The 24,752-nt window shown below is 55.3% G+C and carries 23 protein-coding genes; 13 read left to right on the forward strand and 10 right to left on the reverse strand.

Features of this window, described 5'->3' with window-relative positions:
• Positions 1-144 precede the first annotated feature (144 nt).
• On the reverse strand, positions 145-1,254 hold the full coding sequence (locus K2184_RS00155; protein WP_135800787.1) for an adenosylhomocysteinase: 1,110 nt from the start codon (positions 1,252-1,254) through the stop codon (positions 145-147).
• Between the two features lie 186 nt (positions 1,255-1,440).
• On the opposite strand from K2184_RS00155, the gene K2184_RS00160 reads away from it, so the two are divergent.
• The 6 genes from K2184_RS00160 (at position 1,441) to K2184_RS00185 (ending at position 7,551) form a co-directional block, all read left to right on the forward strand.
• Positions 1,441-2,178 (forward strand): HPP family protein, encoded by a 738-nt coding sequence (locus K2184_RS00160; RefSeq protein WP_004103617.1) that lies wholly within the window; start codon positions 1,441-1,443, stop codon positions 2,176-2,178.
• Positions 2,179-2,555: 377 nt separating this feature from the next.
• A complete protein-coding gene (locus tag K2184_RS00165; protein WP_016809178.1) occupies positions 2,556-3,980 on the forward strand; it encodes a sugar porter family MFS transporter in 1,425 nt (474 codons plus the stop codon).
• 21 nt (positions 3,981-4,001) lie between these two features.
• Complete coding sequence (locus K2184_RS00170; protein ID WP_004113905.1) at positions 4,002-5,012, forward strand: Gfo/Idh/MocA family protein; 1,011 nt, start codon at positions 4,002-4,004, stop codon at positions 5,010-5,012.
• A 23-nt stretch (positions 5,013-5,035) separates the two neighbouring features.
• Positions 5,036-5,485: a PTS sugar transporter subunit IIA gene (locus K2184_RS00175; protein ID WP_004103610.1), complete on the forward strand. Its 450-nt coding sequence runs from the start codon at positions 5,036-5,038 to the stop codon at positions 5,483-5,485.
• Positions 5,482-6,423: a sugar phosphate isomerase/epimerase family protein gene (locus K2184_RS00180; protein WP_016809176.1), complete on the forward strand. Its 942-nt coding sequence runs from the start codon at positions 5,482-5,484 to the stop codon at positions 6,421-6,423. Before K2184_RS00175 ends, K2184_RS00180 begins: the two co-directional genes overlap by 4 nt.
• Before the next feature lie 123 nt (positions 6,424-6,546).
• Entirely contained in the window at positions 6,547-7,551 is a 1,005-nt protein-coding gene (locus K2184_RS00185) for a LacI family DNA-binding transcriptional regulator (RefSeq protein ID WP_032744789.1), read from the forward strand.
• On the opposite strand, the gene K2184_RS00190 is transcribed toward K2184_RS00185, so the two are convergent.
• A complete protein-coding gene (locus K2184_RS00190; RefSeq protein WP_134882863.1) occupies positions 7,548-7,937 on the reverse strand; it encodes a tautomerase family protein in 390 nt (129 codons plus the stop codon). The two genes, K2184_RS00185 and K2184_RS00190, sit on opposite strands and share 4 nt — an antisense overlap.
• Before the next feature lie 113 nt (positions 7,938-8,050).
• On the opposite strand from K2184_RS00190, the gene K2184_RS00195 reads away from it, so the two are divergent.
• Positions 8,051-8,968: a LysR family transcriptional regulator gene (locus K2184_RS00195; RefSeq protein WP_163525686.1), complete on the forward strand. Its 918-nt coding sequence runs from the start codon at positions 8,051-8,053 to the stop codon at positions 8,966-8,968.
• Here K2184_RS00195 and K2184_RS00200 read toward each other — a convergent pair.
• Positions 8,961-9,692: a lipoyl protein ligase domain-containing protein gene (locus tag K2184_RS00200; RefSeq protein WP_004103604.1), complete on the reverse strand. Its 732-nt coding sequence runs from the start codon at positions 9,690-9,692 to the stop codon at positions 8,961-8,963. The two genes, K2184_RS00195 and K2184_RS00200, sit on opposite strands and share 8 nt — an antisense overlap.
• A gap of 9 nt (positions 9,693-9,701) precedes the next feature.
• Positions 9,702-11,036 carry a shikimate transporter gene (gene shiA / locus K2184_RS00205; RefSeq protein WP_004103603.1) on the reverse strand — a complete coding sequence of 445 codons (1,335 nt, stop codon included), beginning with the start codon at positions 11,034-11,036 and terminating at the stop codon, positions 9,702-9,704.
• A 303-nt stretch (positions 11,037-11,339) separates the two neighbouring features.
• Here shiA and K2184_RS00210 point away from each other — a divergent pair, with 303 nt between their 5' ends.
• The 4 genes from K2184_RS00210 (at position 11,340) to K2184_RS00225 (ending at position 14,653) form a co-directional block, all read left to right on the forward strand.
• On the forward strand, positions 11,340-11,837 hold the full coding sequence (locus K2184_RS00210; protein ID WP_004103602.1) for a molybdopterin-dependent oxidoreductase: 498 nt from the start codon (positions 11,340-11,342) through the stop codon (positions 11,835-11,837).
• 10 nt (positions 11,838-11,847) lie between these two features.
• The gene (locus tag K2184_RS00215; protein WP_004103601.1) at positions 11,848-13,770 is read left to right on the forward strand and encodes a putative bifunctional diguanylate cyclase/phosphodiesterase; all 1,923 of its coding nucleotides are present in this window, start codon (positions 11,848-11,850) and stop codon (positions 13,768-13,770) included.
• Between the two features lie 210 nt (positions 13,771-13,980).
• Positions 13,981-14,313: a DUF1971 domain-containing protein gene (locus K2184_RS00220; RefSeq protein ID WP_163525808.1), complete on the forward strand. Its 333-nt coding sequence runs from the start codon at positions 13,981-13,983 to the stop codon at positions 14,311-14,313.
• Between the two features lies 1 nt (position 14,314).
• A complete protein-coding gene (locus K2184_RS00225) occupies positions 14,315-14,653 on the forward strand; it encodes a DUF1869 domain-containing protein (RefSeq protein ID WP_004113900.1) in 339 nt (112 codons plus the stop codon).
• Between the two features lie 118 nt (positions 14,654-14,771).
• Here K2184_RS00225 and K2184_RS00230 read toward each other — a convergent pair whose 3' ends face one another.
• Positions 14,772-15,470, reverse strand: a complete 699-nt coding sequence (locus K2184_RS00230) for a GntR family transcriptional regulator (RefSeq protein ID WP_032744796.1) — start codon at positions 15,468-15,470, stop codon at positions 14,772-14,774.
• Between the two features lie 259 nt (positions 15,471-15,729).
• Here K2184_RS00230 and K2184_RS00235 point away from each other — a divergent pair, with 259 nt between their 5' ends.
• Together K2184_RS00235 and K2184_RS00240 are read left to right on the forward strand one after the other, a co-directional pair.
• Positions 15,730-17,265, forward strand: coding sequence for a PTS transporter subunit EIIC (locus K2184_RS00235; RefSeq protein WP_004113899.1), 1,536 nt, complete (start codon positions 15,730-15,732; stop codon positions 17,263-17,265).
• 11 nt (positions 17,266-17,276) lie between these two features.
• Positions 17,277-18,605 (forward strand): 6-phospho-alpha-glucosidase, encoded by a 1,329-nt coding sequence (locus K2184_RS00240; RefSeq protein WP_023321262.1) that lies wholly within the window; start codon positions 17,277-17,279, stop codon positions 18,603-18,605.
• Between the two features lie 38 nt (positions 18,606-18,643).
• Here K2184_RS00240 and K2184_RS00245 read toward each other — a convergent pair whose 3' ends face one another.
• From K2184_RS00245 to K2184_RS00265, 5 genes are read right to left on the reverse strand one after another with little or no spacing between them, the layout of a single operon-like run.
• Positions 18,644-20,101, reverse strand: a complete 1,458-nt coding sequence (locus tag K2184_RS00245) for an EAL domain-containing protein (protein WP_196552810.1) — start codon at positions 20,099-20,101, stop codon at positions 18,644-18,646.
• Positions 20,088-20,993 carry a fimbrial protein gene (locus K2184_RS00250; RefSeq protein ID WP_004103588.1) on the reverse strand — a complete coding sequence of 302 codons (906 nt, stop codon included), beginning with the start codon at positions 20,991-20,993 and terminating at the stop codon, positions 20,088-20,090. The genes K2184_RS00245 and K2184_RS00250 overlap by 14 nt, the downstream gene beginning before the upstream one ends.
• Positions 20,994-21,010: 17 nt before the next feature.
• Positions 21,011-21,511, reverse strand: coding sequence for a fimbrial protein (locus K2184_RS00255; RefSeq protein ID WP_004103586.1), 501 nt, complete (start codon positions 21,509-21,511; stop codon positions 21,011-21,013).
• Positions 21,512-21,523: 12 nt separating this feature from the next.
• Positions 21,524-22,051, reverse strand: coding sequence for a fimbrial protein (locus K2184_RS00260; RefSeq protein ID WP_024274432.1), 528 nt, complete (start codon positions 22,049-22,051; stop codon positions 21,524-21,526).
• Between the two features lie 13 nt (positions 22,052-22,064).
• A complete protein-coding gene (locus K2184_RS00265; RefSeq protein WP_163525807.1) occupies positions 22,065-24,692 on the reverse strand; it encodes a fimbrial biogenesis usher protein in 2,628 nt (875 codons plus the stop codon).
• Positions 24,693-24,752: the final 60 nt, after the last annotated feature.

Here is a 24,752-nt window from a genome sequence, read left to right on the forward strand (position 1 = left end):
GATGTGCTGAGGTGAGGGATCGGCATGATTTCTTCCCGGCTCGCGCTGCGCTTAGCCGGGCTACAGGTTAACAGCAGTCTGCGGGCCGGTAACCCGGACAAGGCGCATCGCGCCGCCTCCGGGAAAATTATTCAGCGCATGTGGTTACAGCGCTTTTTGCCATACGCTTTGCGGCAGCAGATAAACGTCTGCCGGCGCCGTCATGCCGTCGGTTACAATATGCTGGATGCCGCTGGCCATCACCGCCAGGGTGACGTCAAAGGCGTTCAGGCTATCGCCAAAACCCGCGGTCAGGTTGAGCATTGAACCGTTCGCCATCAGATAGATCGTTTTCTGGCCCATCCGGTAAGCGTTGATATAGGGCATGACCTCTTCATGGCTGAACTGGTGCAGGTACTCGCAATCAATCTCTTCCGCCACGTGACCCACGTTGAGGATAAACACTCCATCTTTGCATTTATCAAGCGCCTGGCTGTTAACGACTTTTTTGCCGCCGGTAGCCGTGGCCACCACGTCCGCCGAAGCTATCGCCTCCTGTAATTCAACAACGTGCCAGCCGTCGTAGGCAGCCTGTAATCTCCGTGCCGGGTCGATTTCCGCCACCATGACCTGGCCGCCGAAGGCCTTCGCCGCCGCCGCAACCCCCTGGCCGACCAGACCATAGCCGATGACCATTACTTTTTTCTCATGCAGGGTCAGGTGGGTCGTCTGGAAGAAGGTATGCCACGCGGTCAGGCCGACCATATGACGGTTATGCAGACCTTCCTTAACCGGCAAATCATCCCAGTTAAAAATCGGATAGCCGGGCCGAATATCGCCGAGGCGGCTAACGCCAGAGCCTGTCGCTTCAAGCCCGGCGACAACATTGCCGAACTCCCCGCGCTGATGCAGTAGGGTTGTTATATCCGCGCCCATTTCGCACAGATGCGTCGGCTGCCAGGCAATTGCTTTTTCCCACGATTGCTGCCAGTCGGCATCGCTCATATCACGCCATGCGCAAGCCTCAGCGCCGCGCTCCACCAGCCAGGCGACCACATCATCCTGCACCGTGGTTGGGTTACAGGTGGTCAGGAAAACCTTCGCCCCTTTTTCCAGAATTCCCTGCACCAGTGGGATCATTTTCATATCCAGGTGCATACAGCAGGCCAGACGAACCTGGCTGAGGTCGGGCAGGGCGGCGACCTGGCGCAGCGTACGCGGCATATTCTGGCTGGCCCATGCGATTTCTTTCTCTAATTTTATCTTGTTATTCAACGTATTTGACCTTCAATCCATAGAGTACTGATACCCAGACGTAAGGGCGATTCTAGCGTAGCGCGCGCCTTTTTTACATTCACAAAATGAATAACGAAAAGCCACGATAAAGGCGTGGTTGTTAAAACAAGGTTAAAAAAAGAAAATGAAACATAAGTTCTTATTATGATGTAAGCGAGCTGCACGATGTTAAGCGTTTTACCCGGATCGCTCTTTTCACGGATCCGCATTTTCCTTGGCCGCCTTAAGCCGCACGCGTTACCGGTCGCCAGAAAACATATCGTTCTGGCGTCAATAGGCGCCGGGACGGGGCTGGCGGTCACCAGTATGTTTAGCCACTGGCTATTAGGCGAGGTCAATATCTGGTTTATCGCCCCGATGGGCGCGTCGGCGGTGCTGCTGTTTGGCGTGCCGAGCAGTCCACTGGCCCAGCCGTGGTCGATAGTCGGCGGTAATGTCCTTTCAGCGCTGATTGGCGTGACCGTGGGAATCGCCATCCCGAACCTGGCGCTGGCCTGCGGCGTGGCGGCAGGGTTGGCGATCGCCGGCATGTATTTCCTGCGCTGCCTGCATCCGCCGGGCGGAGCGGTGGCGTTAACGGCGATCCTCGGCGGGGCGGGGATACAGAGCGAAGGCTATCACTTTGTTCTGACCCCGGTGTTACTCAACTCATTGATGCTGGCGATGCTGGCCATTGTTTTTAATAACCTGGTCGGACGGCGCTACCCGCATCCGCTGGCGGCGGAGGAAGTGAAGGCGAAAGCGGAGGCGGTGCCGCTGGGCATATCCGTGACGCGCGAAGATATTCATGCGGCCCTGCTGGACGGTCAGTTTCTCGACATTGATGAAGACGACGTGCAGGAGCTGCTGGAAAATATTGAACAAAAAGCCAGACAGCGTATCGCCAGCGCCCAGCGATCCTGACGTCCCTGGCTCTCTGGGGAACGCGGATTAATCCACGGGTTCCCCTTCGTATAGCCTTCCTCCCCAGCCATTAGCCTGAACCACGCATTTTGCTCCCCCCGAAAGCGACAAGCTCTGCGGATCGTGACTGCGATCGACAAAATTGGCCATTCAATGAGCAAAAAGTTGACGCCCTTAACGAAATGAATATTTCAAAATAACTTGTTATGGATTTTTTAATCCGTGAGAGTATAACAAGTTGTTAAATAATGCACCCGGGTGCAAAAAGGTGCAAATGTATTCCTGATGCCAGAACCTGCCGTATCTGGATCGGCAATGTGATCTTTTTATTCATAAAAACAAAACGATAGAACGCTCATCCCTGACAGGACAACAAAATGACCGATCATGTGATAACTGAAAGTCGTAAAACAGATAATGATAAGAAAATCAGATTAATAACCCTCGTCTCAACCATTGGTGGGCTGTGTTTTGGCTATGACACCGGGGTTATTTCCGGCGCGCTGATTTTCATGAAGAACGATCTTGGCCTCACTCCTCTGCAGGAAGGGCTGGTGACATCGTTTTTATTATTCGGCGCGGCAATCGGCTCCGTTGGCGGCGGCTGGCTGTCCGACCGCCAGGGGCGGCGGAAAAATATTCTGTGGGTAGCGGTGATTTTTATCTTTGGCGCCCTCGGTACCGCCGTCGCGTGGGATATGTCGTCGATGATAATCGCCCGCTTTATCCTCGGCCTGGCGGTTGGTTGTGCGTCAGTGACGGTGCCGATTTATATTTCAGAGCTGGCGCGGCCCGCGCAGCGTGAACGGCTGGTGACGGTCAACGAACTGATGATCGTCACCGGGCAGTTTCTCGCTTACTCCGTCAACGCTTCCATCGTCAATTTCTATCCCGACATGTCGCACAACTGGCGGCTGATGCTGGCTATTCCGGCGCTGCCCGGCGCGCTGCTGTGGATTGGAATGCTGGTAATGCCGGAGTCTCCGCGCTTCTTCGTGCGTAAGGGGCAAATAGACAAAGCGGTTGCGGTGCTGAAAACGATTCGTCGGCCTGAAGAGGTGGAGCAGGAGATCCGCGATATCCAGCAGGTGAGTCAGATTGGCATCAACCATGGCCGATTTGTTGACGAGCTGAAGAAAAAATGGGTGCTGCAGCTGATTTTGATCGGGCTGATGATTGTGCTGGCAACGCGCGTAACCGGCGTGAATACCATTATGTACTATGCGCCGACGGTGCTGAAAGCCACCGGACTTGGCGATGCGGCGGCGGTGACCGGCGCCGTGGCTAATGGCGTCGTGTCTATTCTGGCCACGCTACTAGGGATGCTGTTAATTGGCAGGCATTCCCGACGGAAAATGTTCTTTACCGGACAGATCGGCGTCACCCTTAGCCTGGTGTTGATTGGTCTCTCGTTCAAGCTCTTCTTCCATATGGAAACCGTTGATGGCGTCAGTGGCTTGCACGCCAACTTTACCGGCGCCAGCTACATCATCCTTGCCCTGATGCTGATGTTTCTGACCTTTATGCAGGGTTGGATCGCACCGGTGTTCTGGCTGATGCTCGCGGAAATTTACCCGCTGCGGATGCGCGGTCTGGGTATGGGTTTTGCGGTATTCGGTTTATGGATATTTGACTTCATCATTCAGTCTATTTTCCCGATTTTACTCAACAGCTACGGCGGCGGAATGACCTTCGGTTTCTTCGCGGTAACCAACGTCATAATGCTGATTCTGCTGGTGAAGTTCTTGCCGGAAACCCGTGGCTTAACCCTTGAACAAATTGAACAAAAATTCAGATTCTGATTTAGCGACATGGAGGAATATATGACAGTTAATATCGGTTTAATTGGTTTAGGTATGATTGGGCGCGATCATCTCCAGCGTTTTCAGACGGTGATTCAGAACGCCAGGGTCAGCGCCGTCTGCGATATCAATCGTAATGTTACCGACACTATTGCCCGCGAATATGGCGCTCAACCCTATTACGATGCGGTCGAAATGATTCAATCGGACGACGTGGATGCGATCTTTATTTGCTCTATTGGTCCGGTACATAAAGAACAAATTCTGGCCGCCATCAAGGCAGGTAAACCGGTGTTTTGCGAAAAGCCGCTGACCCCAACCGCGGATGAAGCCAAAGCGATTATTGATGCTGAAGTGGCCTACGGCAAACGTATGCTGCAGCTGGGTTTTATGCGCCGTTTCGACCCAGGGTACAACCAGCTTAAAGCGACTCTGGATAGCGGTGAACTGGGGGAAATATTGCTCATCCATTGCGCACATCGCAACGCCTCCGTGCCAGAAAGCTACACCCTGGAGATGGCGATTAACGATTCGGCGACCCACGAGATCGATATTATCCGCTATCTGCTTAACGAAAATATCGTTTCGGTACGCGTCGATAAACCACAGAAGAAAACGCGCAGAGCCTGCGCGCATCTGCAGGATCCGTTGATTGTGATTTTTGAAACCGAATCCGGCGTACGTATTGATGATGAGCTGTTTGTTAACTGCGATTATGGTTACGACATTCGCTGCGAAGTGATTGGCGAAAATGCCATTAGCGCATTGACCGAACAGGCTCTCACCACCGTCCGTTCGGCACAGGGTTATAGCCGTGCTATCCCCAAAACCTGTATGGAACGTTTCGCCACCGCCTACGATCGCGAGGTGCAGAATTTCGTTGACCGGGTAAACCTGGGGGCGGAGATGAGCGGGCCATCATCGTGGGACGGATTTGTCGTGGCGATGGTATGCGATGCTGGCCTGGCATCGCTGAAGGATGGCGAAAAGCACGCGGTCTCTCTGCCGGAGTGTCCGGCGCTCTACCGCTGACCCATTAACGAAGGGAGAGGCGCATGTTAACGCTGAAACCAGAAGATATTTTTATTGGCTGTCGGGCGAATTCAAAGAAAAAGGCGCTGCGTATTGCCGCGGATTCCCTGCAGGCCAGCGGCTACGTCAGCGAGGGTTTTTTTGAATCGATGGTGGATCGCGAAAAGGCGCTCTCTACCTGGCTCGGGGCGGGAGTGGCGATGCCCCACTGTAGCAAAGAGGGGATCGACCTGGTGCGGCAAACCGGTTTCCAGCTGTTTCAGTTCCCGGATGGCGTGGGCTGGGGGGAGGGGAAAGTGGCTTTCCTTGTGGTCGCCGTGGCGGCAAAAAATAATGAACACATTGATGTTATAGCGGATCTGGCAGACCTGCTTGATGACGAAGTGAAAACCACGCTGCTGGCTAGCGCCGACAGCAAAGACGCGTTTATGCAGATCCTCGAAGGACACTCATTTAAGAAGGATAGAATATGAAACTGGCACTCTGTACCGATGTTCTCGCCGGCCTGGCGTTCCCGGAAATGCTCGATCGCGTCAAGCAGTACGGCATTACGGGCGTGGAGATGACCGCAGGCGGTTGGTCGCCCTGTCCACATGTTAAAACTGAAGAACTGCTGGCTTCTTCGGCAGCGCTGGCGGCGTTTCGCGGAGAACTGGAAAAGCGCGGAATGGAGATCGTTGCGCTGAACTGTTCGGGTAACCCGCTGGCCCCCGGCGCGCTGGGCGAGAAGCATACCGCCAGCAGCTATCGTACCGTCGAGCTGGCGGCAAAGCTGGGGGTGAAAAAGATTGTCATGATGAGCGGCCTGCCGGGCGGCGGGCCGGACGATAAAATCCCTAACTGGATCACCTCGACGGTTTCCTGGCCGGACTATATGCCAGGCGTGATCGATTACCAGTGGAACGAGGTTGCTATTCCCTGGTGGCAGGCTTTTACCCGCCATGCGGCTGAACACGGCATCGAACAGATTGCTCTCGAGGAATTCCCCAGCCAGCTGGTTTACAACCCGAGCACGCTGCTGCGCCTGCGCGATGCGGTTGGCGACATAATCGGCATGAATCTCGATCCGTCGCATCTGATCGCCATGGGGGCAGACCCGATTGCCGCAGCCCGTAAGCTTGAAGGGGTGATTTATCACGTCCACGGTAAAGACGCGCGTATTGAACGCGGGCTGGCGGATGTCGACGGCTTACTGGAATACCAGCCGGTCACGCAGACCAAAACCCGCACCTGGAACTACGTGGCGGTTGGCTGTGGACAGGATTTGAAGTGGTGGAAAGAGTTCTTCTCGGTGCTGCGCATGACCGGATATAACGGTTATGTGTCGCTGGAGATGGAGGACCTGACGATGAGCGTTGAAGCAGGGCTACGGACGTCGATTGATGCCCTCAACGCCACATTAAGTCAGTGACAACGGGCCGCGTTTTCCCTCCGGGGGGCGGGAGAACGCGGCGCGTTTTTTGTTGAGCGGATTCTATCTTGCTGTATTTTACGTTCTATTGGATGTTTTTTATCAGGAACGTTAAAACCGAGTATGAGCGCCCCAAAACGACAAAAAGCGACCGCCAGCGACGTTGCGTTACTGGCTGGCGTCTCCAAATGGACGGTTTCCCGGGCATTTACCCCCGGGGCCTCCATCCAGCCCAAAACCCGGGAAGAGGTGATGAAAGCCGCTAATATTCTGGGATATCGACCAAATTTACTGGCGCGTAGCCTGACGCAAAAGCAAACGCATATTATTGGCGTGGCGGTCGACGAGTTACGCAATCCCAACATGGTGCTGCTGCTTAACGAAGTGACTCGCCAGCTGCAGAATCGTGGCTACATGGCGCTGGTGATTAACGTCACCGATGAAGAAAATACCCGCACAGCGATGGCGCTGGCTTACCAGCTCCAGGTTGACGGTATCTTGTTTATGGCCACGGTGCTGACACCGGAACTTATCGCGATTGCCACTGAAATTCATCGCGTTCCGCTGGTGCAGATTGGCCGTAATACCGATCATCCGGAAATCCAGGTGGTCAATATCGATGGTCGGCTTGCCGGAAAGCAGCTTGCTGAACTGCTACTGGCGCAGGGGCATCGCACTTTTGGCTATATGAAGGGTCCGGATACCGCTTCCCACCATTTAATGAGGATGGAAGGATACGAAGCGGCGCTGGAGCAGGCAGGCTGCCGGCTTGATACTCTGCTGGTTGCCGGCCAGTATTTACGTACCCGGGGATATGCGGCGATGAGTGACTATCTGGACGCGACGCCCGCAGGCGAAAGAGTAGATGCCCTGTTTTGTGAAAACGATATTCTGGCGATAGGCGCGCTTCAGGCGCTGCGCGAGCGCGATTTAACGATGGGTATTGTCGGTTTCGATAATATCGATGAGGCGGCGGCGCCGGAATGGCAGCTAACGACCTACGATCAGCGACGCGAGCGGCTGGTGGAAGAGGCGTTGAATCGGCTCATTGATGCTGCTGAAGGGCCGACGGCGACGTGGCGCACTGGGGAGCCCATCGTGCGCCAGTCGCATCGTCGGCAGGGCTAAAGGTCGCCAGTAATATACTGCGCTACGCCGTGAGCGAAACTCCAGTCCCCCTTGTGGTTGCCGATCACCGAGATCATGAGATCCTCGCCGCTCAGACCGCAGTGCTCCTTAAGCTCAGCCTGCAGAGTGGCATAAAAAAGCTGCTTCTGCGCTTCGCTGCGCGGGCTGGTATAAACCCTCACCACCACTACGTCCCGGCTTCGCGTCAGCCCCAGCCCGGTATCCTCAATAATCATATGGTGAGCTTTGTTTTCGTGAACAATCTGGTAGCGGTCACGCTCTGGCACCTTGAACGCCTGCACAACGGCGCGATGTGCCGCATCCAGCAGGGTTTTGATCTCGTTTTCGCTGCGTCCTTCAATGATATCAAACGTCAGTAATGGCATAGCAGATGGTCCTTATTGTCAGATTTACCTCGGTGAAAGAGATGCTACCTCGTGCTGAAGTCGGTAAAAACCGCTATATTTGAACTCATTGTTTTTCTCTGTGAACAATCATGATGAGCGAAATCCGCCCGGACATTTACTGGACCCACCTGTACTGGCTGACGGTACTGGAGGAGCAAAAAAGCTATACTCGCGCCGCGGAAAAGCTGGCGGTCAGCAAGTCCGCCATTAGCCAGAAAATAAGCGAACTGGAGCGAGTCACCGGCAAGACGCTGGTGCACCGCACCACCCGCAGCGTGACCCTAAGCGAAGATGGCCAGCGGCTGGTGGCGGAACTAAACGAACCGTTTGGGCAGATCCGCGAGATTTTTACCGGCACCTGCGACGATGAGGGCGGCCCGCTGCGCGGAACGCTGCGCCTTACCGCGCCGGTGGCGTTCTCTCGACAGCAGCTGGTTCCGGCCATCACGCCTTTTCTGCATCAGCACCCGCAGCTTCATCTGCAGCTGGAGGTGACCGATCGGCTGGTGTCGCTCGCCAGCGAAGGGTTTGATATTGCCATTCGCCACTGTCGTCGCGAGCTGCTGCCGGAGACCCACGTAGCCTGGCCGCTGTGCCGTACGGCAACCCTGGTGGGCGCCTCGGCGGACTATATTCGCCGCTTTGGTCGCCCCGATTCGCCTGACGCGTTGCGTCAGCATCAATGCCTGACCTACCCGCGCGGGCCGCAAAGCCCGCACTGGACCTTCGAGCGCAACGATGAGCGGGTGAGCGTTAAGGTGCAGGGACCCTTCGCCACCAATAACAGCGAATCCCTGCGCGATGCGGTGCTGGCGGGGCTGGGAATTGCCTTACTGCCGGATTTTAGCGCCAGGGAGGCGATTGGCCGCGGGCTGGTACAGGAGCTCTTGCCGGAATGGCGGCCGGTGGATGTGTTTGCGGAAAGTCTCTACGTTATTCGCCCCTACGCGCCGCGCGTATCGCGGGCAGTAGAGACCTTTAGCCGCTATCTGAAGACGACCTTCAGCTAATATTCTGTAACTCCTGCACCAGCGCCTCGCGAAAGCGGGGGAGCAAATCGGCTGGTTGTGTCACAAGTTCGGCAAGCGTCACGGTTTTCTCGGCGCGGTATACCCGTCCGCTGCCGAGCCGGGCTTCGAAATCATTGGCCGCCCGATGGGCAGCCTGCAGCTCGACGTCCAGCAGGATCACCGCGTGCGCGAGGACCACATGGCCCCGTCCTGCCGGCATGGGGCGCCAGTACTGGGCCGTGCCGGCTATTTTTCGCACCTGCCCGCCTTCGCCGCAGGCCAGATTATAGCGACCATCGCAAAATGAACCGCTGACCGCCTGAAAGTGGCTGGCTACGCCAAAGGTTGAAAGCGTACGCTGCAACAGGCCGCAGAGGAAAAGATAAATCGGCTCTGCGGCTTCGCCCAGCGAGTGATAAACCGGCCAGGCCAGGCTGAGATTGACAATTCCCGGCCCCTGCGGGACCAGGCCGCCGCCGGAGCGGCGCTGCCAGACCGGCCATCCCCGGCTGGCAAACTGCTCGCTTACCGCCGGGAGTTCGGCAAATTTGCGATAGCTTCCCGGCACCACAAATCCCTGCGGGGCCTGCCAGAGCTGGGCCACCGCTTCCCCGTCGCGTGCCCGGTCAAACAGCGGCTGCTCGGCAAGCGTCGGATCGGCGCAGTAGTGAAGCGGCAGCTGCTGGTGATGAAAGCGCTGCGGCCAGCAGGGCTCCTGAATCATGGTAACTCCTTAAAGCGGTTCATCGCCGTGGCGACAAGGTTTGATCAGCATCGCCGTAAGGGCAGATAGCAGGCAACCCACGGTCAAATAGATCGCAACGCTATGCCAGGAGCCTCCGGATAGGGTGACCAGAGCGGCGGCAATAAACGGCGTAAAACCGCCGCCGACGACGCTGGCGACCTGATATCCCACTCCGGCCCCGCTGTAGCGATAGCTGGCGCCGAACATTTCGGTAAACATCGGCTGCTGGACGCAAACCACCATATCGTGCGCAATATTCGCCAGCATGAGCGCGAAAAACAGGATCCAGAAGTATGACTGGCTTTCGAGCGCCATAAAGAACGGGAAGCCGCTGAGGGTGCCGATCAGCGCCCCGGTGATATAGACGCGGCGTCGGCCAAAGCGATCCGCCAGCCAGGCGAAGCAGGGGATCGTCAGACAGCTGATAGCCCCGACAAGCAGGCCAATGTTAAGAAACAGCTCGCGCGGCAGGCCGAGATTCTGCGTGGAGTAGTTAAGCGCGAAGGCGGTGACGATATACATTGTCAGCAGTTCGCACAGGCGCAGACCGATAATCATTAAGAACGCGCCCGGATGGCGGAACAGCGCTTCTACTACCGGCAGACGCTTTTTCTGCGGCTGTTGCTGCTGTTCGCGCTGCTGCTGTTCAAATTCGGCAGATTCCGCCATGCCGTTGCGGATCCAGAGCGCCGCCAGCACCAGCACGACGCTAAACAAGAACGGCAGACGCCAGCCCCAGCTAAGGAACTGCGCATCGGTGGTACAGGCGCTTATCAGCGACACCAGCCCCGTTGAGAGCAGCAATCCGACGCCATAACCCACCTGCACGCCACTGCTGTAGAACGCTTTCTTATTTTTCGGCGCGCTCTCAACCGCCAGCAGCGCCGCGCCGCCCCACTCTCCGCCCACCGCAAAACCCTGTACGGCGCGCAGCAGAACCAGCAGAACTGGCGCCCACCAGCCTATCTGGTTGAACGAGGGCAGGAGACCGATGCAGGCGGTAGCGATCCCCATCATCCACACCGTCATCATCAGCATGCGTTTGCGCCCGAGGCGATCGCCGAAATGACCGAAGATAATGCCGCCCAGCGGGCGAAAGAGGAAACCGACGCCGAAGGTGGCAAACGCGGCGAGGGTACCCATTGCCGGGCTGATTTGCGGGAAAAACTCCCGGTTAAATACCAGCGCGGCGGTGATGCCATAGAGAAGAAAGTCGTACCAGTCGACCACGGCCCCGGCGAAGCTGCCCCAGGCCGCTCTGCGGGCGCGGTTGAGAGAACATGCCTCCTTGCCGGAGCCCTGAGAAATTAACGTTGATTCCATACCTGTCCTGTCTGTTGCTAAGTTTCTAATTATTGGAATGAGACGCTTTCCGAATTCGCGCCTGTCCTGAGACTACCGCGCAGAAGGGCAAGTGAAAAGATTTTTACCTGCTCTGCGTGTTTAAAGGCATTAAGCGTTTGCCTGACCGGCCGGGTGCAGCCCGGCTGGGCCGTTCGGAATGCGAGCTTAGGACTTGGCTTATTGTGTTTAATTTAAATTTTTGTACCCGCTGAGGACACCTTTTAAGAAATGACTTAAATGGTTTACAATTAACAAGTCTCCAATTTCGGAAGGGTGAGTTAAATGCGTTTAATTTTTGCAGCTTTATTTTGTGTCATGGTTTTGCCTTCCGCTTTTGCAGAAAAACTGCCGGCGCCCGTGGGTAAACCCGTTTTAACTATTTCCGGCCTGATTACTAATACGAATGAGGGCGATACCGCCGTTTTTGATGTGGCGGCACTGGAAAAACTGGGCATGGAAACGATCGTAACAACCACCCCGTGGTATTCGGGAAAGGTTCGCTTTGACGGCGTTTCCCTCAGTAAACTCATGGATTTAGTCGGTGCCAAAGGCAAGTCGGCGCGGGTGCTGGCGCTGAATGATTACACCACCATTGTTCCCATCGATGACTTTCATAAATTTCCAGTAATTTTGGCTTTAAAAATGAACGGCGAATATATGCGCATTCGTGATAAAGGGCCTTTATTTATTGTTTATCCCTACGACAGTAGCCCGGAATTGCAGAATCAGATTTATTATTCCCGTTCGGCATGGCAGGTTTCGAAGATTATAATTGAGTAAGGGTTTGATCTTGAATCGAATACTCACTGCCATTATTTTGTCGCTCTTCATTGTGACCGGTTACATTACTTATCTGGTCCATGAGCGGCAAAGTGAGCTGCAAAAATTAACCCGTTATACTGATTCGTGGTCCGTTTCCCAGATAGTCTCCGAGTACATGCGTCTTGAGGCGCGACTGAGTGCGATGGGGCTGGAGGTAAAGGGAAGCGACCACGATGAGGTGCGCCTGCGTCTGGAAATCATGATGAGCCAGATTGCGCTGCTGCAGCAGGGTGATTTGGGAAAGTTTATCGGCAAAGATCCTCATCGTAAGGCGATAGTTGACAGCCTGATTACTCTTCTGGACCGGCTGGATAAGCAGCTGGATACCATGACGACAGCACAGCTGAAGCTGATGTTACAAGAGATGAGCACCCTGGACGGGCCGTTGACCTCGCTCGCGTCCACCTCTCTCGCCCAGGATTTTAATCTGGTTAATCTCACCCACGATAAAATACAGAACCTCTATTACATCTATTCGGCCATTTCTATTCTGCTGATTATTCTCTGTATCACGCTCGGGATGTTGATGCTGAAGCAGAATAACACCCTGCGTCGCGCTCACGTGCGGATGAAATTACTGGCTACCGATCTGCAGGCTTCCAAAGAAAAGCTACAGGTGCAAAACCGTCGGCTGCAGTACGATGCCTATCATGATTCGCTGACCGGGATGCCCAACCGGCTCTCTTTCTGGCAACGCCTGCAGGAGGTGGTTAACCAGGTGCGGCCCTATCACGGCTCGGCGGTGGTTATGTTGTTCGATCTGGATAATTTCAAGGACGTCAACGACACGCAGGGTCATGACGCCGGAGATAAGCTATTGCAGGATTTGGCCAGCCGTCTCTCATTTTTTCGTAAAACGTCAGAAACGCTGTACCGACTGGGGGGAGACGAATTTGCTCTGGTGACCCACGATCTTAGCGAAGAGATGGCGCTGGAGCGGGCAACGGTGATCCGGGAAAAGATTAGCCAGCCGTATCAGATTTACGACTCGCAGATTCAGATCGGCGCCTGTATCGGGATTGTCATCTCTGACGGAGAAAGCCGCACCGACTATTTATACAAATGCGCCGACCTGGCGCTGTATGAAGCGAAAAAAGAGGGCTCCGGTTACGTCCAGATATTCCGCCCCGGTATGCTTCAGCGCCAGCAGGAGAATAAATCTTTCGAAGATGACCTGATGCAGGCGCTCGAGAGAGGGGAGTTCAGGGTTTACTATCAGCCGATTGCCGATGCCATGAATGGTGAAATCTACGGCTATGAAGCGCTGGTTCGATGGTTTCATCCGCTACGCGGCAGCGTTCCGCCGACGGAATTTATCCCGGTGGCGGAGAAAATCGGCCTGATTAATGCGTTAGGCGAGTGGGTATTGAAAACCGCCTGTGAAGCGGCCGCCAGCTGGTCGTCGCCGCTCAAGGTGTCGGTTAACGTGTCGCCGGTTCAGTTAATGAACAGTTCACTGACCGATACCGTGGTAACTATCTTAAGAACAACCGGGCTGGATCCGTATCGGCTGGATTTGGAAATTACCGAGTCTGACGTATTTAATGAAAATACCCGCTCGTTAGAGATCCTGAGTCAGCTGCGTGAGCTTGGCGTGCAGATCTCTATTGACGACTTTGGTACTGGCTATTCGTCGCTCTCGCGTTTAAGCTATTTCCCGTTTGATAAGATAAAAATCGATCGATCATTTGTTATTAATATACCCCATCAGCAAGACGATCTGGATATCGTGCGCCTGATCATCAGCATGGGTAAAAGCCTGCATATGCGAATTGTGGCAGAAGGCGTCGAAACGGAAGAACAGCTGAAGTCGTTACGAAAATTAGGTTGTGATCTGGTTCAGGGCTATTTGATCGGTAAACCGGGGCCGCTTACTTCAGCAGGGAAATAAGTCATTTGTGTTTATTTGCGGGCGACTTTAGCGTAGCTGAATTCGCCCGTATTTATTTTAGTAAGTGGTCTAATCCCTAATGGGTAGAAATAGAGGGGGGAAACGATTTTGATAAAAAATAATACCCTCAGTGATTAAAAGGGGTATATGATATGCAACATATTTTCCTGTTTTCGGCCCCGTGCCGCGGGCGTAAAGAGAGGCAGAATCATGCAGCGAATCATCATCCCGACCCACTATGTGCATACCCGTAGCACCCCGCTGTGGACAAAAGAGACGGCGCCAGCGTCGATCTGGAAGCGGCATCTGGACGCGGGCACCCGGCAGGGCGTCTACCCACGACTGTCGGTGATGTGCGGCGCGATACGCTATCTGGGCTACGCTGATGAGACCAGCCCGGATCCGGTCGAAACCCTGACCATTGCTGAAGGGGAGTTTGGCGTTTTCCCACCCGAAAAATGGCACTGCATTGAGGCGTTAACGGAAGACACCGTATTTAACGTCGACTTTTACGTTGATCCTAAAATTCTTATCGAGGGATAATATGAACAGTGAAAATAAAGGTTATGCGTTAGCGGTAATCAACGGCAATAATAAAGATAAAAAAGAAAAAGTGTATCTTAAGCCCATGGCTCTGTACGTGCCTGATATCGCAGCGCAGGCCATCGCTGAGCTTATTTCCGATCTCTCAGTCGATAACGCCGGGGATAAGGGATTTATCGTAACGGTAACCAACAATAATAATGGCGTGTCGGTCGACAGTGAATTTGCAACTTTGGCTGAATTGCAGGATCCGCAGACGGCTGCCGATGCGGTAAAAGATCTGATTAATATCGTGCGCGGCTACGAGTCCGACGAAGAGACTAACGTCTGCGGCTGGTAAGCGTAACGGAGCCGAACCGCCAGCTGCCGCTTCGCAACCTTGCCGCAGACCTGCTGGCGGGCATCACGGCTGAGAGACGCGCCGCTGGAGAAGCCGAAACTCCGGGCTTAACTATCCTTCAACGGCGAGTGATATGTTTTACATTGTATTTATTGGTATTTTGGTAAATATCGGATAAATCGACGATGAGATTATTCTGCGCAAAGCTGATCGATTGCACGCGTAGCAACAGGCTGTTTTGCGCAACCTGCAGGAGTTCCGCTTGTTCGCGGGTGGCCAGAACCGGGGAATAGCTACGGTGGCTTTCCAGAATGGTGATGTTGCACTCCTTCTTAAAGTAGTTAAATTTTGACCTTTCCAGATTTCCGATGCTAAGCCATGGGAAAATCGCTACCGGTATATAGCTGTTTTCTATCAGAATGGGCACGTCATCAATCATCCGAATGCGCCTGACATAATAGACTTTTTCTCCGGGCTCAATTTTTAACTGTTGTGCGATGGCCAGAGGCGCATCGAGCATAGTGAACTCGATGACCTTGTTGCGATAGTTGGTCTCGCCAACGATATGCATCTGATAGTTGAACCCATCAAGCTCCCCGCCGTGATAATTGCTCTTTCGCGCAACGTATGAACCGCTGCCGTGGCGTTTGACGATCAATTTTTCCCTTTCCAGCAGCGTTAGCGCTTTGCGGATGGTCATCACTGATACCTGTAGCTCGCTGGCTAACGCTTTCTCGCTCGGTAACGCATCTCCGACTTCAAACTCATCGCTGTTGATGCGATTTTTCAGCCGTTCGGCAATGGATTTGTATATCACTTATAGATGTCTCATGGCGAAGTGAATTGTTGGCGAATAAATGTAACTATATGATTTTTAGATTAAATATTTTCATTCGCAAGGTGTTCATAAACTGGTCATCTAGTTATTTGTTTTTATTTATATATCTATTACTTCCGAAGATATATGACTTTCATCACAAATGACACTTTATCTCCTCTGATTAATCCCCTCTGGCGCATAGGCTGATTCGCAAGTTCTGAGCGCTGGCAGTCGATAAGCAGGAGAGGGGAAGAGGATGATCGGGGTAAAAAAATTACAAGATTTTTCCAGGGCGATGATTGGGCCGGTTTTATATCTGCCGGTTGTGGGTCTGTTGATTGCGTTGCTCAGTATGACCACCAATAAATTATGGGTGGCAGAAGACAGCTCGCTTTTCCTGCTGGGGAAATATGCTTCCAGTATGCTCTGGGCAATCATGAACAATCTTGGCTTCTTCTTTTGCCTCGGTCTGGCGAGCGGGTTGGCAAAAACTCGCAAAGCGGAAGCCGCGTTTGTCGCCGCAATGACCTGGTTTATGTACCTGGCGGCCAACAATAGCTGGCTTACTCTGACCAGGCGGCTTGTTGAGGGGAGCAGCAACGCGCAGCTTTACGGCAGCGGGCAAACCTTTATTTTCGGTTTCCAGGTCATCGATATGGGCGTGTTTCTTGGCATCATTCTGGGCTGCGCGGTGGCTTTCATTCATAACCGCTTTGTCGATATCGAGTTTCGCGGCGCATTCTCAATTTATGGCAACAGTAAGCTGGTTCTGATCGTAATGATCCCGCTGGTCGGCGTGTTTGCCATCGCCACGGTCTATTTCTGGCCAATTGTTGAACACGGTATATCGGCGCTGACCGGCGTCATGAAAACTTTCGGCGCCGCCGGCGTTTTTCTGTATGGTTTTCTCAATCGTTTTCTTATCCCGACCGGTTTACATCATCTCATTTGGTCACCCTTCGTTTTTACCTCTATTGGCGGACAGCTGTTAATTGATGGGCAGACGATAGTCGGGGCAAAGCCCATTTTCCTCGCTGAAATTGCCGATAACACCGGGGGAGCGTTAAGCGACTCGGCGCGATTCCTGACTTATGGAATGGTCAAAATGTTTGGCACGGCCGGAATGGCCCTGGCCTTTTATAAGACGGCGAAACCTGAAAATAAACAAAAGTTGAAAGTCACGCTTATCCCGCTGATTGTGACCTCCTTCTTCGTCGGGATAACCGAACCTTTTGAGTTTTTATTTATCTTCACCGCACCGGTGTTATGGCTGGTTTATTCGTTAGTGGATGGCTTTTTCCAGATGCTGGCGTGGCTGCTCGATGTTCGGGTCTGCGCAACCAACGGCATTATCGATTTTATTGTTTATAACATACCGGCGGGAGCCCATCTGACGCGCTGGCCTGTTTTTGTCGCGCTGGGGTTAGCGGAAACAGCGGCGATGTATTTTATCGGTAAATTCCTGATTCTGCGTTTCAGGATGCGAACGCCAGGCCAGGAACAACAGGATGAGGCGCTAAGCCGAGCGGCGAGCGCAAGCGTCCCAGCTAAGGCTTCCGGTGAACAGGTCATTCTGGGGCTTGGCGGGAAAGACAATGTGTGTTCTGTCGGCAATTGTTTTACCCGACTTCGGGTTGACGTGCGGGACCCGGCATTAATTCAGGAACATATTCTGAAAACCAGCGGCGGTACCAGCGTCATTATCAAAGGTAATCACGTTCAGGTTATTTATGGTTTAGGGGTGAATAAAATCCGTAATGCTGTGGATCGCTATTTAGATGTACATGAATAATGAGGTGGAAGATGCAAAATAAATTTGTTGTTACGATAGCTGGCGGCGGCAGTACCTATACACCAGGGATTATTATGATGCTGCTGGAAAATATGGACAGATTTCCGCTGAGCGAAATTCGTCTCTATGATAATCATCACGATCGCCAGCGCGTGATCGGTGAAGCCTGCGCGATTCTGGTGGCTGAACGTTATCCGCAAGTGGCTTTTAGCTACACCACCGATCCGCAGGAAGCTTTTACCGGCGTTGATTTTGTGATGGCCCATATTCGCGTCGGCCTCTATGAGATGCGCGAAAAGGACGAGAAAATACCGCTTAAGCATGGCGTGATTGGCCAGGAAACCTGTGGCCCTGGCGGTATCGCTTATGGTATGCGTTCCATTGCCGGGGTACTTGAACTGGTTGACTATATGGAAACGTACTCCCCCGGCGCGTGGATGCTCAACTATTCCAATCCGGCGGCGATCGTTGCCGAGGCCACTCGTCGATTACGGCCAGCGGCTAAAATTATTAATATCTGCGATATGCCGGTGGCAATTGAAGGATTATTCGCCGATATCCTTGGTCTGAAATCACGTAAAGAGATGAACGTGCGTTATTTCGGCCTCAACCATTTCGGCTGGTGGACCAGCATTACCGATAAGGCCGGTAATGATTTAATGCCGACGTTAAAAAAGCATGTGTCTGAGCTGGGGTATTGCAGTCCGAAAGAGGATTTTCAGCACAAAGCGCCAAGCTGGATTGAGACCTTCAAAAAGGTGAAGGACGTCTTTGCGCTGGATACCGACACGTTGCCCAATACCTACCTAAAATACTATTTTTATGCCGACTACGAGGTAGCTCACTCGGACCCGAACTTTACGCGCGCGAATGAGGTGATGGCCGGGAGAGAGAAAGAGGTATTCGATATGGCGAAAGACATTGTTGCCCGGCGGAGCGCCAAAGCGGCGCATTTCCATGCCGGGGCGCATGCCACCTTTATTGTCGATCTCGCCTGCGCCATCGCCTTTAATACCCAGGAAAGAATGCTGTTGATTGTAGAGAACAACGGCGCTATCGCGAATTTTGACGAGACCGCGATGGTTGAAGTGCCTTGCCTGGTCGGCGTTAACGGTCCCGAACCGCTGGCGATGGGGAAAATACCGCTGTTTCAAAAGGGGCTGATGGAGCAGCAGGTCGCGGTGGAAAAACTGGTTGTCGACGCCTGGGTTGAAGGAAGCTACCAAAAGCTCTGGCAGGCGTTGACCTTGTCCAAAACGGTTCCGAGCGCGTCGGTTGCGAAAGCTATTCTCGATGAACTGATCGAGGCCAATCGTGGTTACTGGCCGGAGCTGAGCTAAAGTGCCGCTAACGCCCGATGTATTTCATCGGGCGTTACCTACACTGCGATGCCGGACGGATACTCCGCTTCGCCGGAGAGTTGCTGTATGATCTCCGCCACGTTTTCTCTGCCAACCGGCGCCGAGATGGCGTTTCCCTGAAAATGGTCGACTCCCAGCGTTTTCAGTTTGTTGAATTTCTCCAGGCTATCTACGCCTTCGGCAATACAGCGGCTGCCGATCAGCCGGCAGTAGTAGATGAGGCTTTTAATCAGCGCCAGGGCGTGCGCATCGCGCTGCATATCATTGATGATGCCCATATCCAGCTTGTAGGCGTTGAACGTCAACGCCCGCACCGGGAACAGCACGCTGCTTTGCGAGAAGCAGTCATCAAGCATAATTCGGAAGCCACGCTGCTGTAGCCGGGCCATATTTCCGGCTATTTTCCCGTGGCGGCTGAGGTCGGCATTTTCGGCAAGCTCCAGCACCAGCCGCGGCGATATTTGCGGCTGACGCAGCTGCTGGCGCGCGGTTTCCATCATGCGAATCAGGTTTTCATTGCTGGCGACAGCCGCGGGAATATTCACCGCGAAATAAAATTCACCACTGTACAGATTGATATTCTGCACGGCTTCCTGCAGCACAAACGCGGTGAGCACCAGCCACGCATATTCCGAGCGTAGCTGCGGTAAAAAATCAGCGGGAAACAAAACGCTGCCGTTCCGGCGCCAGCGGACAAGGATCTCCATCCCCCTTAGCTGACGATGTTCATCGGTTATGGGCTGGAAAACCGGGAAAATTTGTCGGCTATGGATTGCATGGACAAATTCACGCTCGAAAGCGCATAGGGCGGCGATGGGCTCGCTTTTGTGTTCTCTTATCTGACTGCCGGGAAAGCGGGCGGCCATCTGCGGGTGGTGTTCCACCATTTTTTTCAATCCTGCGGTTCTTTGATTGTAGAGCGTCTTGTGGCTGATGCCGCGGCGTTTGGCCTGATCGCTGGCGCGGTATCCGCAGAGCAAACCGAGGATGGCGTTCAGCTCCGGTCGGGTTAGCCCGGCAGGGCGCTTACCCAATGCCCGCGCTTCTTCATCTGCCAGTTGTTCAAGGGAAGGATATCCCTCGGGTATGACGTCGCGCAGTAGCGCCGCCAGACAGGGGACCGGGAGGTCGGAGGCGGCCGCCCGCACCGCGGAAAGCTGACGCCGCTCTGCGACCTGGTGTAGCAGGGTGGACCATAGCCAACTGGCCGGGCTGCGGCTGAGAAACAGCATCGGTAGCGGCGTTGCGGACTGTTCCAGCAGCATAGCGGCACGCTTCAGGGTTGAGAGTAGCCGAACAGGGGATTCAGGGAGAAACACCACCAGACGGCGTACGTCAGGGGGCAGCGTCGGTAACGCTGAGGTTAACACCACGGGCCGGGCGCCCCCGTCTTCCATCAACCGCACCAGGCCCTCTGTGACCAGCGAACAGGGCGACAGGATGCCGTCACTCTCCGGGAGGTTATTCGTAAACAAAAGTCACCCCGATAATTGACTGCACGTTACCCGCGGTCACCTGTCCGCTGGTGCGCGCATAGTTGGCGGTTAAGCCAAGGCTGACCGCCGAGGTTCCCACGTTGCCTAACGACACCGTGGTATTCGCGGGAACGACGCTGCCGTTGCGAGTCAGCTGAACGCCAACCCCCAGGGCCGGAGAGGCCGATGCGGTATTGGTAAATATCGAATTGGCCGCGTTCTCCGTAGTACCGGAGAGGTAGTAGCCCAGGTTCTGGTTTTGCGCGCAGTAAACCGTTAGCGGAATGGCGGCCGAAGCGGGATATTCCGGCAGCGTCACCGTCACATCGCGAGCAGAAACGTCGCAGCCGCCGGTTGGCACCACGACATCGTTGTTGGCGTATATGTTCCACACGAACTGGAAGTCGTCGTTATCCTTGTTATTGGTCTGGCGCAGGATCAGGACAGCGATTAGCGAACCGGCGGAAATGGCGACCCCACCTGCGCTGCTGACGGGCGTCAGATAGAGAACGGTAGGCCAGGGTCTATCGACTATCGAGTTGTAGGTCATCCGCGCCGTTTCGCTGGTGGTGGGGAACGGGTAGCTGGTGCCGTTATACCTGACGGTACCGGAAAAGCTCGACAGCACGCCGCCATAGGCCGATCCGCGCTGGAGCGTCACGTAATCGGTCATGGTTTCCGGAAAATCGTTATGACAAAAAATCTGTGTCGAAAGATCCACGACCAGGTTCTGTCCGACGCTGACCGCCGGCGCAAGGTTTACGTACACGTTCGCCGAGCCGCCGCCGATGGGAATGGTCACGCCCGCCGCGGTTTTACAGGCGAAAGACCAGGCGTTAAACGACCAGCCTGCCAGCAGCAGCGTCATCAGCAGGGGGATTATCTTTTTCATTACTCTGTTCTCCTGGCTCAGGCGTAGGTATAGGTGACGTTAATCACCGCCTGAATCGTTCCCTGGGTAGCGCCGCCGTTGACCGTTAGCGCTCTGACCTGTAGCGGGAAGCTGGCGGACTGGGTGGCGTCATCCACCTGGACCTCTTTTCTCGCGCCGGTGTTCAGCGTGGTGCCGCCATTGTCCTGCAGCTCAAGCTGGATGTTGCCGGCGGTACCCTGGTTTTTGTAGTAGCCGGTGGCGTCCGCCGTGCCGCTAAAGCTGGCGGTGACCCGCGAGGTGCCGACCGGACAGTTGCTGAGGTTAAGCGCCACGCTGTGCCAGGGTGAGGAAGAGCCGGCGGAGACCAGGCTAAAGGTATAAAGATCGCCGAGATCGACGGTGGCGTTAGCGGTGGAGACCGTGCAGGGTTTAGCCACCACTTTGCCGTTAACGGTAATGGTCACGTCGGCGGCGCGGGGGGCGCTGGCGAAGGCCATCATTACCGCCAGCAGCCAGGGTGCATGAGTCCATTTCATTTCAGCCTCCGGTTACTGAAATTCAAGCGTGAAGGTCGCGGTTGCATTAACGTGCCCGGCGGTGACCGGTAGCTGGGTGGCCATCAGCCGGGCATAAAAGTTCAGGGTGTTGGGCTGGCTGGGCGTCAGCGTGGTCCAGGCAATGGCCGATGAGGCTGCGTTGAGCGGCAGCATCGTCTGCTGCGCGTCAAGGATCTGCACGCCCATCCCCGCCGCCGCCGAAGCCCCGCCGTCGAGCTTTAATAGATCGCTATTGATGCTGTCGGCAACGCCAACAAAGCCGACCTTCACCGCGGTAACCGAGCTACCGCAGGGCGACAGCACAATACGAAAGGGGACCAGCGGCGTGGTTGCCCCAACCGCATGGAATTGCTTTGCGGCGTTATCCATCAGATCGACGGTAAAATCTTTTGATTCACCCGCCACGGCGCAGGCGTTATCGCGAACGTAGCCGCTGATAGTAATGGTACTGTCCGCCGCGCCGGCGTTGCTGGCCGCCAGCGAGACGAGGGCGCTCAACAGATACAGGGTTTTTCTCATCATCATGGTTTCCTTAGCGGCACTCCGTGGAGAGCTGGCTCAGCGTCTGGTTCTGATTTTCCGGCGGCAGGCTGTAGCTGGCCTCACAGCTGGTGTTCGGACCCTCGCCCCATTTCGCCCGCACCTTGCCCGCCAGCGGCATCCCGCTCAGGTAGACCTGGCCGTTATCGGCGACGATGCTGCTGCCCTGGCTGTCGTCAGAGGTCACCAGCGCGCCGAAGGGAACCGGCTTCCCGTTATAGATGAGCGACATCAGCAGCTTGAGCCCGACGTGCGCCTTAAATTCCGCGCGGACAATTGCGCCGTGGGTCGGTACTACGCTGGCTACCGCATCGTCCAAATCGACGTTATCGGCCAGGCTATTGGTGTCCAGCGCCACCCGGTTTTCCCGGTATTCGGTGGCGTAGGGCAGAACGGCGTAGCCGCGCCAGTCGGTTTGTACCCCGGTCTGGTTTTCTACCCTCACATTGTCGGCGCCCGGGGCTTTGATCAGCACGATCGTGTCGTTCATCGGCTGGCTCAGGGTGACGCCGTCAGCGTGGGCCAGCACGCCGCCGCTCAGGCCGTAGTAGAGCTGTTTGATACCGTCGCTGCGGCTGTAGCCGACGTTGGCGTTACCGTAGCCGCCGCGGTAATTCAGCGCCGCGTATCCGGTGCCACCGCTGTTGCCATCGCCGCCGCCGGCGTAGCCGGTCTGTACGCTGTAGCTCAGGTTGTTGTCCTCCAGCAGCGTGCCGTACAGGCCGGCAAGGCTGGTGGTCCTGCCGTTCAGATCGTTGGACATGCTGTAGCTGGCGCTGGCGTGCCGCCACGCCGATTTGCTGTCGGAGCGCATCCAGTGGCTGAACGGAATATTGACATTAAGCGCCAGCATCTGGTCGCGCCCCTGCTGCCAGGCGTTTCTGGTCAGGCTGTAGCTCAGGGTCCAGTTGATATCGTCGACGGCGGCGTTAAGCCCGGCCTGAAGCTGCTGGTCGGCCTTACCGGTGCCCCAGTAGGTCTGGTGACTGCCGCTCAGGTAGAGCGTGGCGGTACGCCCCAGCTGCTGGGTGACGCTGAGCTGTACCCTGCCGCGCTTGTTGTACGCGAGGTTGTAGTAATCGGTGAACCTCGGTTTCACTTCAATCACGCCGTCCTGGGTCTCGACGTTGTAGCCGCTCATCCGGTTGTAGGTGGTGTCGGCGAAGCTGAAATAGCCGCGCGTCGAGTAGCGGTAGCCCACCAGCTGAATATTGGTGCCGGTATCCGTCAGCGACTTGTTATAGAGGAAACGCACCGACTGCCCCTGATGCTCGCTGTCATCGGGCAGGGTGGCGTTGGCCTGGGTGATATCCAGCGACAGCGCCCCCAGCTCCCCCATGTTTTTGCCGACGCCGAGGTTAAAGGCGCGGTAGCGGTCCGCCAGCTGGGTACCGCCGTACAGGGTCCAGCCCGCCGGAAGACCGTGCAGCAAAGTTCCCTGGAAGAACTTCGGTTTTTCCTGCTGATTGCTGCCGCTGCGGTACTCCCCGGCGGTGACCGCATAGCGGGTATGGCCCTCGCGCTGGAGCACCGGCACGGACGAGTAAGGGACGGTGAAAACCTGGCTGCTGCCGTCGGCCTCTTTGATGGTCACCTGCAGGTCGCCGCCGTTGCCGGCGGAGTAGAGATCGTTGATGGTGAACGGGCCGGGGGGCACCGTGCTCTGGTAGATCTCATAGCCGTTCTGCTTCACCGACACCTGAGCGGTACCGCGGGCAATGCCGTGGATAACCGGGGCAAACCCCTTCTGGCTGTCCGGCAGCATGTTGTCATCGGAGGCGAGCTGCGCGCCGCGGAAGTTAATGCCGTCGAAGACGTCGCCGTTGGTGTAGCTGTCGCCCAAGGTGAGGCGCGAACGCAGCGCGGTGATGTCGCGCTCCAGCCAGGTATTGACGTGCTGCCACTTGTTTTCACTGGTCGACGAACTGCCGCTGCTGCTGTAGCTCCAGGTGGTGTTATCGCGCAGACGCCAGGCGCCGAGATTCAGCCCGCTCTGCAGGTTCAGGTACGCGTAGTTGCTGCTGCCGCCGATGTCGTTATGGACGCTGTTGCCGGTGAAGTTGTAGTTCAGCAGCCCGGCGTTAATCCCGTGGTCCCAGAGCTCAGGCGGAATATAGCCGCGGGCGCGGTTGCCCATAAACGCCTGGGGTACGGTCAGGTACAGCCGCTGCTGCCCGGCATCAAAGCGGGTGGTGGCGTCTTTGATCATTTCGGTTAACGGTACGCAGGCATCTGCCGCCATCACATCGATACCGGCAATGGCGGACGTGTTGACGCCCATGCTGGCCAACTGTCTGCGCGTCAGGCAGGGTGCCAGTCCGTGGCCTTTTTCATCAATATTAAAGGTAATATCGCGGGTGGCCATATACCCGTCATTGAGGTAGATATCCGCGCGGTAGGTACCCGGCGGCAGCTCCTGGCCTTTTTCAAAACCGGACAGATCCGCCACGGCAGCGGGATCGTCCGCTAAAAAACGTGGGTTGAAATAGAGTTCTGCCTGCGCGTAAAAAGCCGGTGAGGCCAGCAAAAGGGCAAGGGGGATCTGCGCAAATGCGCGAGCAGCTCCTGGAGTAACACGCCGGGAGCCCAGGTGGTCGAGTCCATATTTCAGATGTGACATAGTCCCTCCGGTAAAAGTCGCCCGGCTGTCAGTTCTTATTTTTATTTCCGGGAGAATGGG

It is taken from the genome of Klebsiella sp. K5-306 (assembly GCF_051835185.1).
Lineage (GTDB): Bacteria > Pseudomonadota > Gammaproteobacteria > Enterobacterales > Enterobacteriaceae > Klebsiella > Klebsiella oxytoca.